This window comes from Streptomyces sp. NPDC033270 (assembly GCF_055576575.1).
The window spans coordinates 166,508-177,654 of record NZ_JBVIRA010000002.1 but is presented as its reverse complement, the minus strand read 5'-3'; the positions used below and the strand labels follow the sequence as shown (position 1 = coordinate 177,654).

General features: G+C 71.6%; 6 protein-coding genes. 4 read left to right on the top strand and 2 right to left on the bottom strand.

Annotated features, from left to right (window positions below; translation table 11 throughout):
- Nucleotides 1-115: 115 nt before the first annotated feature.
- Nucleotides 116-922 carry a rhomboid-like protein gene (locus ACZ5XZ_RS04275; protein ID WP_468974474.1) on the bottom strand — a complete coding sequence of 269 codons (807 nt, stop codon included), beginning with the start codon at nt 920-922 and terminating at the stop codon, nt 116-118.
- 249 nt (nt 923-1,171) lie between these two features.
- On the opposite strand from ACZ5XZ_RS04275, the gene ACZ5XZ_RS04270 reads away from it, so the two are divergent.
- The 4 genes from ACZ5XZ_RS04270 (at nt 1,172) to ACZ5XZ_RS04255 (ending at nt 7,913) form a co-directional block, all read left to right on the top strand.
- A complete protein-coding gene (locus tag ACZ5XZ_RS04270) occupies nt 1,172-1,924 on the top strand; it encodes a spermidine synthase family protein (RefSeq protein WP_468974472.1) in 753 nt (250 codons plus the stop codon).
- 73 nt (nt 1,925-1,997) lie between these two features.
- On the top strand, nt 1,998-2,738 hold the full coding sequence (locus tag ACZ5XZ_RS04265; RefSeq protein WP_468974470.1) for a response regulator transcription factor: 741 nt from the start codon (nt 1,998-2,000) through the stop codon (nt 2,736-2,738).
- A complete protein-coding gene (locus tag ACZ5XZ_RS04260; protein ID WP_468974468.1) occupies nt 2,735-3,847 on the top strand; it encodes a sensor histidine kinase in 1,113 nt (370 codons plus the stop codon). The genes ACZ5XZ_RS04265 and ACZ5XZ_RS04260 overlap by 4 nt, the downstream gene beginning before the upstream one ends.
- 250 nt (nt 3,848-4,097) lie before the next feature.
- Nucleotides 4,098-7,913 carry a multifunctional oxoglutarate decarboxylase/oxoglutarate dehydrogenase thiamine pyrophosphate-binding subunit/dihydrolipoyllysine-residue succinyltransferase subunit gene (locus ACZ5XZ_RS04255; RefSeq protein ID WP_468974466.1) on the top strand — a complete coding sequence of 1,272 codons (3,816 nt, stop codon included), beginning with the start codon at nt 4,098-4,100 and terminating at the stop codon, nt 7,911-7,913.
- 78 nt (nt 7,914-7,991) lie between these two features.
- On the opposite strand, the gene fxsT is transcribed toward ACZ5XZ_RS04255, so the two are convergent.
- A complete protein-coding gene (gene fxsT, locus ACZ5XZ_RS04250; RefSeq protein WP_468974464.1) occupies nt 7,992-11,042 on the bottom strand; it encodes an FxSxx-COOH system tetratricopeptide repeat protein in 3,051 nt (1,016 codons plus the stop codon).
- Nucleotides 11,043-11,147: the final 105 nt, after the last annotated feature.

Here is an 11,147-nt window from a genome sequence, read left to right as displayed (position 1 = left end):
CCCGTGCGGCGGCGAACGGGGGGGAGGGGGTGTTGGTCTGGCTGGGTGGGGGGGGGTCGGGGGGACCGCCCCGGGGCCGGTCCACCGGACGGGCGCGGGATCCGGCGCGCCGGGGTCAGTACGTCCGCGCGCCCCGCAGCGCCGGATGACCCAGGTCGCCGAGGAGCGACCGGGGGCCGGTGTGGCGGGCGCGCCAGCGGCGCAGCAGGGGCCAGCAGGCCGTGCCCAGGGCGAGGGACAGCAGATGCCCCCAGTCGGTCATCGGGTCCAGGTAGGCGAGCAGATCGGTCAGCGCCAGGTAGCCCACTGCAGCCAGCAGGGGCCAGCGCGCCCAGGCCGGCAGCAGGCCCGCGAGGGCTCCGGTGCAGGTCATCACGCCGAAGCTGATGCCGTAGTCGAGGCGGTGCAGGGAGCTCTCCGGCAGCTGCCCGGCGGCGACCGAGAAGGCCACCGGCACTTCGGTGGCGAGGGTGGCCAGCGCATGGCCGCCGAAGAAGACCGCGGCGGCGCGCAGCCCGCCGATGCGCCGCTCCAGTGCCGTGAGGACGAAGAGGAAGGCGAGGGCGTGGGCGGAGGTCACTCCGCCGGCTATCCACAGGGCGCTGGCGGCCAGCACCAGCAGCGGAGCCTTGGTCAGGTGGACGACGTCCGTGCTGGAGCCCCGCAGCAGTTCGGAGACCAGTCGCGGGTCGGCGTGTTCGGCGAAGAGGGAGGTGGCGACGAGCAGGACGGCGTAGCCGAAGGTGAAGGGGGTGGCGGTGGGGGTGGGGAAGAGTCGCCACACCCGTCGGCGCAGCCGTTCGAGGGCCGGCCCGGCGCTCGCTCGGCGCAGCCGCTCGGCGGCCGGCCCCGCGACGGCTCCCGCAGCGTCGCCCGGGGCCCGGTCGGCCCGTGTTCCTCCGGCGGTTCCCAGCCAGCTCACTTGGCGGTCCCTCCCGTCCATGGCTCATCCGGTGAGCCACGCCCCATCTCCCCCCGGGCGGTGCGTGCTCGTTCTGCTGTGCACAACGTCGCGGACCACCCTGCCTGCTCAATCCATGAGGAAGCTGTGAGGGTGATATGCCTCACACCAGGCAACTGCCGCCGCGGACTCCGCGTCAGGGTTCCCGGCGCCCCGCCCGCCCCCGTAACGCGTTGCTCGGCGCGGCCCGGGTTGGCCACCATGGGCGCCATGGCATCCGTTACTCCGCCGCAGACGACGGCCGGCCCCTCAGCAGCCCCCCGCACGATCGACCGGCGCGAGGGCCCGTACGGCGAGGTGGTGCTGCGGCAGCGGGCCGGGGCCCCCGCCGGACCGGGAGCGCCGGCGGCCCCGGCGATCTACGAGATCATCGCCAACGGCTGCTTCCTGATGGACACCTCCGACGGCCGGTCCGAGCGGCTGCTGATCGACGCCGCGCTGGACGGGCTCCCCGCCGACCGCGGGCGGCCCTCGGTGCTGATCGGCGGCCTGGGCGTCGGCTTCTCCCTGGCCAGGGCGGCCGAGCAGCCCCGGTGGGGCCGGATCACCGTCGTCGAGCGCGAGGAGGCGGTCATCGACTGGCACCGCACCGGCCCGCTGTCGGCCGTCTCGGCGGCCGCGCTGGCCGATCCGCGCTGCGCGGTCCTGCACACCGACCTCGTCGCCCACCTGCGCGGCGAGACCGGCCCCCGGGCCACCTACGACGCGCTGTGCCTGGACATCGACAACGGCCCCGACTGGACCGTCACCGAGGACAACGGCAGCCTCTACTCCCCCACCGGACTCGCCGCCTGCCGCGACCGGCTCTCGCCCGGCGGAGTGCTCGCCGTATGGTCCGCGCAACCCTCGCCGGCCTTCGAAGCGGCCCTGCGAAATGCCGGATTCAGCGAGGTACGTACGGAAGAGATCCCCGTTGTCCGAGGCGTCCCCGACGTGGTCCATCTCGCGCGGAAGGGCGCGTAGCCGACAGTCACACCATGCCCGTACGCTGCTGCCCAGCAGTACGCGACCACGCAGGGACATGCAGGGGCGGGCGATGGACCAGACTCAGACAACGCAGGGCGGCGCCGCCGCTGCCACCCCGGGCGCCCAGCGCCGGGTACTGGTCGTGGAGGACGACCCGACGATCGTCGATGCCATCGCGGCCCGGCTGCGCGCCGAGGGCTTCCAGGTGCAGACGGCCACCGACGGCCCGGCCGCCGTGGACATCGCCGAGGCCTGGCAGCCCGATCTGCTGGTCCTCGATGTGATGCTGCCGGGCTTCGACGGCCTGGAGGTGTGCCGCCGCGTCCAGGCCCAGCGCCCGGTGCCGGTGATGATGCTCACCGCCCGGGACGACGAGACCGACATGCTGGTCGGCCTCGGCGTCGGCGCCGACGACTACATGACCAAGCCGTTCTCGATGCGCGAGCTGGCCGCCCGGGTGCACGTCCTGCTGCGCCGGGTCGAGCGCGCCGCGCTGGCCGCCCACACCCCCCGCAGCGGCATCCTGCGGCTGGGCGAGCTGGAGATCGACCACGCCCAGCGCCGGGTCCGGGTGCGCGGTACGGACGTCCATCTGACGCCCACCGAGTTCGATCTGCTGGTGTGCCTGGCGAACACGCCGCGCGCGGTGCTCTCCCGTGAGCAGCTGCTGGCCGAGGTGTGGGACTGGGCGGACGCCTCCGGGACCCGTACGGTCGACAGCCACATCAAGGCGCTGCGCCGCAAGATCGGCGCCGAGCGCATCCGCACGGTCCACGGTGTCGGCTACGCGCTGGAGACTCCGCCCGCATGAAGCGGTGGCAGCAGCCCCTGCGCGGACTGTGGCAGCAGGTCTGGGAAGCGCTGCGGCCGCTGGACCCCTACCGCTCGGTCAAGGCGGCGCTCGGTGCGCTGGTCAGCGTTTCGGTGATCATCACCACCCTGCTGGTGTTCGTCGCGATGCACTCGGCCACCGAGCTGCGGGTGATCACGATCTTCTCGATCATCGCCTCGCTGCTGCTCACCCAGTTCGTGGCGAACAGCCTGACCGCCCCGCTCGGGGAGATGACGGACGTCACCCGCTCGATGGCGCACGGTGACTACAGCCGCCGGGTGCGCTCGGCCCGCCGCGACGAGTTCGGCGACCTGGCGATCGCCTTCAACAGGATGGCGGCCGACCTGGAGGCGGTGGACACCCACCGCAAGGAGCTGGTCGCCAATGTCTCGCACGAGCTGCGCACCCCCATCGCGGCGCTGCGGGCCGTCCTGGAGAACGTCGTCGACGGGGTCAGCGAGCCCGATCCGGAGACGATGCGTACGGCGCTGAAGCAGACCGAGCGGCTGGGCCGGCTGGTCGAGCACCTGCTGGACCTGTCCCGGCTGGACAACGGCGTGGTGCCGCTGCACGCCCGGCGCTTCGAGGTCTGGCCGTATCTGTCCGGGGTGCTCAAGGAGGCCAACATGAGCCGGGGCGCCTCCACGCTGGCCGGCTCCGGCACCCACACCCGAACGGACGTCCACCTCCACCTCGACGTCTCGCCGCCGGAGCTGACCGCACACGCCGACGCCGAGCGGCTCCACCAGGTCGTGGCGAATCTCATCGACAACGCGATCAAGCACAGCCCGCGCCACGGCCGGGTCACGGTGCACGCCCGGCGCGGCGAGGGTCCCGAGAGCCTGGAGCTGGAGGTGCAGGACGAGGGGCCCGGCATCCCCGAGTCGGAGCGCTACCGGGTCTTCGAGCGGTTCAACCGCGGTGGCCCGGCCCCCTCGGGCCCCGGCAGCGACGGCGGTACGGGCCTGGGCCTGGCGATCGCGCGCTGGGCGGTGGATCTGCACGGCGGGCGGATCGGCGTGGCCGAATCCGCGCGGGGTTGCCGGATCCGGGTCACTCTTCCGGGGCGGGAGTCGGCGCGCAGCTGACGCCCACGTTGACGTTCGGTGACGTAGGGTCGGTGGTAGGAGCACTCATCCCATGGGTGCGACGGCGGTGAGCCCTACCCGCACACGGGCAAACTCCGTGTGTTTCCCGCCAAGTCATGCCCCGAAACCCCTTCGGGAATGTGACGTGCGCGACGAGTGGCCCTCCCGGACTGCACCAAAGGTCACAAGAGGCGTAGCCTTTATTCCCGCTGTCCACCACCTTAGGAAGCGGAAGAGGGCGGTTGCCGCCGTGTCGCTACAGTCCCCCAACAGCTCGAGCATCTCGACCGACCAAGAAGGGCAGGGCAAGAGCCCTGCTGCCGCGTTCGGTCCCAATGAGTGGCTCGTCGACGAGATCTACCAGCAGTACCTCCAGGACCCGAACTCGGTAGACCGAGCCTGGTGGGACTTCTTCGCCGACTACAAGCCGGGCGGCGCCACCGCGCCGAGCAAGCCCGCGGAGGGCACCGCCCCCGCGCAGCCCGCCCCGGCGCCGTCTGCCCCGGTCACGCCGCCGGCCCCCGCCGCGGCCGAGCCGAAGCCCGCAGCCGCCAAGCCGGTCACCCCGGCGAAGCCGGCCGCGAGCGCTCCGGCCCCGGCCAAGGCGGCCCCCGCCACGCCCGCCGCGAAGCCGGCCGCCAAGCAGGCCGCCGACGGCGAGGCCCCGGCCGCGCCCGAGTACGTCCAGCTGCGCGGCCCCTCGGCCGCCGTCGCGAAGAACATGAACGCCTCCCTGGAGCTGCCGACGGCCACGTCCGTCCGCGCCGTCCCGGTGAAGCTGCTGTTCGACAACCGCATCGTCATCAACAACCACCTCAAGCGCGCCCGGGGCGGGAAGGTCTCCTTCACCCACCTGATCGGGTACGCGATGGTGCAGGCCCTCAAGGCCATGCCGTCGATGAACTACTCCTTCGCGGAGAAGGACGGCAAGCCGACGCTGGTCAAGCCGCCGCACATCAACCTCGGCCTGGCCATCGACCTGGTGAAGCCCAGCGGCGAGCGCCAGCTCGTCGTCGCCGCCATCAAGAAGGCCGAGACGCTCTCCTTCTTCGAGTTCTGGCAGGCCTACGAGGACATCGTCCGCCGGGCCCGCGACAACAAGCTGACGATGGCCGACTTCACCGGAGTCACCGCGTCGCTGACGAACCCCGGCGGCATCGGCACCGTCCACTCGGTGCCCCGTCTGATGCCCGGCCAGTCCATGATCATGGGCGTCGGCGCGATGGACTACCCCGCGGAGTTCCAGGGCACCTCCCAGGACGCCCTGAACAAGCTGGGCGTCTCCAAGGTCATGACGCTGACCAGCACCTACGACCACCGGGTGATCCAGGGCGCCGCCTCCGGCGAGTTCCTGCGCGTCATGAGCCAGCTGCTGCTCGGCGAGAACGAGTTCTTCGACGACATCTTCAAGTCGCTGCGGATCCCCTACGAGCCGGTCCGCTGGCTGCGGGACATCGACGCCTCGCACGACGACGACGTCACCAAGGCCGCCCGGGTCTTCGAGCTGATCCACTCCTACCGGGTCCGCGGCCACGTCATGGCCGACACCGACCCGCTGGAGTACCACCAGCGCAAGCACCCCGACCTCGACATCACCGAGCACGGGCTCACCCTGTGGGACCTGGAGCGCGAGTTCGCGGTCGGCGGCTTCTCCGGCCGGTCCATGATGAAGCTGCGCGACATCCTGGGCGTGCTGCGCGACTCGTACTGCCGCACCACCGGCATCGAGTTCATGCACATCCAGGACCCCAAGCAGCGCCAGTGGATCCAGGACCGGGTCGAGCGCTCGCACAAGTCGCCGGAGCGCGACGAGCAGCTGCGCATCCTGCGCCGGCTGAACTCCGCCGAGGCGTTCGAGACGTTCCTGCAGACCAAGTACGTCGGCCAGAAGCGCTTCTCGCTGGAGGGCGGCGAGTCCGTCATCCCGCTGCTGGACGCGGTCATCGACTCCGCGGCCGAGTCGCGCCTGGACGAGGTCGTCATCGGCATGGCCCACCGCGGCCGCCTCAACGTCCTCGCCAACATCGTCGGCAAGTCCTACGCGCAGATCTTCCGCGAGTTCGAGGGCAACCTCGACCCGAAGTCGATGCACGGCTCCGGCGACGTGAAGTACCACCTGGGCGCCGAGGGCACCTTCACCGGCCTGGACGGCGAGCAGATCAAGGTCTCGCTCACCGCCAACCCCTCCCACCTGGAGGCCGTGGACCCGGTCGTCGAGGGTGTCGCACGCGCCAAGCAGGACATCATCAACAAGGGCGGCACGGACTTCACCGTCCTGCCGATCCAGCTGCACGGCGACGCCGCGTTCGCCGGCCAGGGCGTGGTCGCCGAGACGCTGAACATGTCCCAGCTGCGCGGCTACCGCACCGGCGGCACGGTGCACGTCGTCATCAACAACCAGGTCGGCTTCACCGCCGCCCCGGAGTCGTCGCGTTCGTCCATGTACGCCACCGACGTGGCCCGCATGATCGAGGCGCCGATCTTCCACGTCAACGGCGACGACCCCGAGGCCGTCGTCCGCGTCGCCCGTCTGGCCTTCGAGTTCCGCCAGGCGTTCAACAAGGACGTGGTCATCGACCTGATCTGCTACCGCCGCCGCGGTCACAACGAGTCGGACAACCCGGCCTTCACCCAGCCGCTGATGTACGACCTGATCGACAAGAAGCGCTCGGTGCGCAAGCTCTACACCGAGTCCCTCATCGGTCGCGGCGACATCACGCTGGAAGAGGCCGAGCAGGCGCTCCAGGACTTCCAGGGACAGCTGGAGAAGGTCTTCACCGAGGTCCGCGACGCCACGACGGCACCGGCCGTCCCCGAGGTGCCGCAGCCCAAGGCCGAGTTCCCGGTCTTCGTGGACACCGCGATCTCCCAGGAGGTCGTCAAGCGGATCGCCGAGTCCCAGGTCAACATCCCCGACCACATCACCGTCCACCCGCGTCTGCTGCCCCAGCTGCAGCGCCGCGCGTCCCAGGTCGAGGACAACACCATCGACTGGGGCATGGGCGAGACCCTCGCCGTCGGCTCGCTGCTGATGGAGGGCACCCCGGTCCGGCTCGCCGGCCAGGACTCCCGCCGCGGCACGTTCGGCCAGCGCCACGCGGTCCTCATCGACCGCGAGACGGGCGAGGACTACACCCCGCTGCTCTACCTCTCCGAGGACCAGGCCCGCTTCAACGTCTACGACTCGCTGCTGAGCGAGTACGCGGCGATGGGCTTCGAGTACGGCTACTCACTGGCCCGCCCGGAGGCGCTGGTCATGTGGGAGGCCCAGTTCGGTGACTTCGTCAACGGCGCCCAGACGGTCGTCGACGAGTTCATCTCCTCGGCGGAGCAGAAGTGGGGCCAGACCTCCGGCGTCACCCTGCTCCTCCCGCACGGCTACGAGGGCCAGGGCCCGGACCACTCCTCGGCCCGGATCGAGCGCTTCCTGCAGCTGTGCGCCCAGAACAACATGACCGTCGCCATGCCGACGCTCCCCTCCAACTACTTCCACCTGCTGCGCTGGCAGGTGCACAACCCGCACCACAAGCCGCTGGTCGTCTTCACCCCGAAGTCGATGCTGCGTCTGAAGGCCGCGGCGTCGAAGACGGAGGAGTTCACCACGGGCGGCTTCCGCCCCGTCATCGGCGACACCCAGGTCGCCTCCGGCGCGGTGGACGCGAGCGCCGTCCGCAAGGTGGTCTTCTGCTCCGGCAAGGTCTACTACGACCTGGAGGCCGAGCGCGCCAAGCGCGGGGCGAACGACGCTGATGCTGCCAGCACGGCGATTGTCCGCATCGAGCGCCTCTACCCGCTCCCCGGCAAGGAACTCCAGGCGGAGATCGCCAAGTTCCCGAACGCCGAGAAGTACCTGTGGGCGCAGGAGGAGCCGGCGAACCAGGGTGCCTGGCCGTTCCTCGGTCTCAACCTGATCGACCACCTCGACCTGGCCGTCGGCGCCGACGTGCCGCACGGCGAGCGCCTGCGCCGCATCTCGCGGCCGCACTCCTCGTCCCCGGCCGTCGGCTCCGCCAAGCGCCACCAGGCAGAGCAGGCCCAGCTGGTCGCGGAGGTCTTCGACGCGTAGGCGTCAAGGCCGCCGGACCACACCGGTGACACAGTGGAAGGGCCCGTCCCCTCGGGGGCGGGCCCTTCCGCGTACCTCCTAGACGGGCTGCGGTTCGAAGTCCCAATACGGGCGGCGGCGGCGCCGGGCGGACAGGGTGTGCGGGTGCTCGGCGCCCAGCGTCTCGGCGAGCTGCTGGATCGCCTCCTGCTCCAGCTTCGCCGCCTCCTGGCCGCGGCGGCGCAGCGCGCGCAGGTCCTCGGCCAGTGCCGTCTTCGCGGAGAGGGTCATCGGGTGGGCGTCGCCCAGCGTCGCCTTGGCCCGCTCCAGGGTGTCGCGGCCCAGTTCCACCGCGCCGTCCTCGTCGTCGACCCGGCTGCGGGCGGCGCCGGCGTTCAGCGCGCAGCCCAGCGTCCAGGGGTGGTCGGGGCCCATCACCTGGGTCATGCCGTGCAGCGCCCGTTCCGCGATGTCCAGCGCCTCCGCCGTCTCCCCGAACTCCCCACGGACCAGTCCGACGTTCCCGAGGGTGCCGACGGTGTACGGGTGCCGCTCGCCGGCCAGTGCCTGATAGCGCTCGGCGACCTCCTCCGCCAGGTCCCGGGCCTGGCCGAGGTCTCCGTGCTCGCGCAGGAAGGTGGCGTGGTCGGCGCGGACCATCAGCGTCTCGGGGTGGCGCGGGCCCTGCACCCGGCGGGAGCGTTCGACGAGGTCGGCCATCAGGGCGCCGGCCCGGGCCACCTCGCCGGTGCGCCGCAGGCACAGCGCGAGGTTGTGTTCGGCGCGCAGGGTCTGCGGGGTGTGCGCGCCCATCACCTGCAGATGCAGCCGGGCGTTGAGCTCCTGACTGGAGGTGGCGTCGCGGTAGCGGCCCAGCAGGCGCAGGGTGCGGGCGTGCGCGGTGCCCGCGTTGAGGGTGAGGTGGTGCCGTGCGCGCAGTTCGCGTTCCCGGAAGGCGAGCACCTCGCGGTGGGTGGCCAGCGCCTCCTCGTAGCGGCCGAGCAGCGCGAGGACGTTGCCGAGGTTGTGCCGCGAGGAGAGGGTGCGGGGCGCCTCGGGGCCGAGCAGCTCGGTGTAGGCCCGCCAGACGGCGTCGAAGAGTTCGTGGGCCTGCTCGTACGAGCCCAGCGCGATCAGTGTGCCCGCGAGGCCGTCCTGCGCGCGCAGCAGGTCGGCGTCGGAGGCGTCCCGCTCGGCGGAGAGCTGGTCGACGACCGAGCCGCCGACCGCCTCGGCCTCGCGGTAGCGGCCGAGCCGGCGCAGCATGTTGGCGTGCTGGTGGGTGAGCACGAGCATGGTGCGCTGGGTGGGTGCGAGGCGGGTGCGCCAGCGGGACATGAACTGCTCGCACAGTCGCAGGCCGATGCGGTACTCGCCGCGGACCCGCAGGTATTCGATGCAGTTGAGCAGCAGCTGCTGGACGGCGGCGTCGGGGCTGTCGAGGACGCCGGCCGGCTCCAGATGCGGGATGAGTTCGGCGTAGCGCTCCCAGTAGCGGGTGTCGGAGGGGTTCTGCGGGTCGGCGGTGACCAGCACCCGGCAGGCGGTCGCGGCCATCAGGTCGCGCTCGTCCTCGGTCATGTCGCTGCGCAGGAACCGGTGGTAGAGCCGGTGCATCTGCGCGGTCTCCACGGCCGGGTCGGAGTCCTGGGAGACCTGGTAGTCCAGGCGTACGGCGGTGGATTCGGTCAGCCGGCGCAGCGCGGTGTTCCAGCTGATCGGCTCGGCGGCCAGATCGGCGAGGTGTTCGGGCAGGTCGCCGCGGCGGGCCTTGGCGAGCATCGGGACGGGGATGGCGTCCGGGGCGAAGAAGGCGAACAGCTTGAGGAGTTCGACCGCCGCGGGGCTGCGCTCGCGCAGGGTGTTGAGAGTTATGGCCCAACTCGTCTGGAAGGCCATGGGGTAGTCGGAGGAGATCCGGATGCCGACGAGGCTGGGCTCGCCGCGCCGGATCAGTTCGATGTACTCCTTGGGGGACATCGGGTTGGCGTCGAGCCAGGCGGCGGTCTGGGCGAGCAGCAGCGGCAGGTCCTGGACGGCTTCGGAGAGCATGTCGGCCTCGACCGGCGTGAGCCGGGAGGCGCGGCGCCGGGCGTAGGCGACGGACTCGATGCGGGTGAAGGGCAGCACCTCGATCTCCTGGGCGCTGCCGGACCCCGACCAGTCGCGGGTGAGGGTGGTGATCAGGACGTGGCCGCGGCCGTCGGGGATCAGGTCCTCGATCTGCTCCATGTCGTCGGCGCTGTCGAAGATCAGCAGCCAGCGGCGGTAGGGGCGGCCGATGCGCAGCGCTTCGTGGACGGCGCGGATGCGGTCGCCCAGCTCCCGGCCGACGGGCAGGCCGAGCCGGGTGGCGAGTTCGGCGAGCTGTTCGCGGGCGGCGCCGCGGTTGGTTGCGCTGATCCACCACACCACGTCGTAGTCGTTGCCGAAACGGTGGGCGTACTCGGCGGCGATCTGGCTCTTGCCGACGCCGGAGGTGCCGTAGAGCGCGATCCGGGTCTCCAGCGGAGGGGCCGAGCCCACCCCGGAGCCGGCGAGCTTGCCGTGCAGCTCTTCGAGTACGTGGTCGCGGCCGGTGAAGCGGTTGTTGCGGCGGGGGATGTTCCAGACCTCGGGCGGGTTGTTCGGGAAGCGGGGCTCGCCGGGGGCGTCCTCGTCCACGGTCCGGGCCGGCGCGGCGATGCCCAGCCGGTGCAGCACCCGGCGGTTGGCCTCGCGGGCGTCGAGGTCGCGCAGGTCGGCGGGGCGCAGCAGGGAGGCGGTGGCCGGCAGGCTCTGGGTGGCCACGCTCACCGCGGCGAACCGGTCGGAGTGCGCGGGCACCACCTCCCGCAGCGCGGCCGTCCACTCCTCCTGCGTCTTGGGGCCCAGCCGGAAGTACCAGTCGTCGAGCACGATCAGCAGCCGGCCCTCGGCCTCCAGCAGCCCCGACAGCTCCGCGGCCAGTGCCGTGTCCACCTGCGGGTCCCAGCGGAGCAGGGTCGTGCCGTGGCCCTGCTGCTCCAGCTGGTGGGAGATCCACGCGGCCCACGGCCGGGCGAAGCCCGCGTAGCTGATGGTGATGTGCTCGCGGGAGCCGACGGGCTGGGACCGACCAGAAGTGCCGGCAGAACCAGAAGAACCAGAAGAATTGGACTGATCGACCATGCGACCGTCTCCCTGAGATGCGATGGTGCGCGCGTGCGGAGGCTGATTCGTCGGGCACGCCCTGGCTTTTTCGCACGATAGCCCAAGTATCGCTCCAGATGACGA

Excerpts from the sequence above, each read along its gene's own strand:
- ACZ5XZ_RS04270 (WP_468974472.1), top strand. The coding sequence starts at position 1,172 with ATGGCATCCGTTACTCCGCCGCAGACGACGGCCGGCCCCTCAGCAGCC.
- ACZ5XZ_RS04265 (WP_468974470.1), top strand. The coding sequence starts at position 1,998 with ATGGACCAGACTCAGACAACGCAGGGCGGCGCCGCCGCTGCCACCCCG.
- ACZ5XZ_RS04260 (WP_468974468.1), top strand. The coding sequence starts at position 2,735 with ATGAAGCGGTGGCAGCAGCCCCTGCGCGGACTGTGGCAGCAGGTCTGG.
- fxsT (WP_468974464.1), bottom strand. The coding sequence starts at position 11,042 with ATGGTCGATCAGTCCAATTCTTCTGGTTCTTCTGGTTCTGCCGGCACT.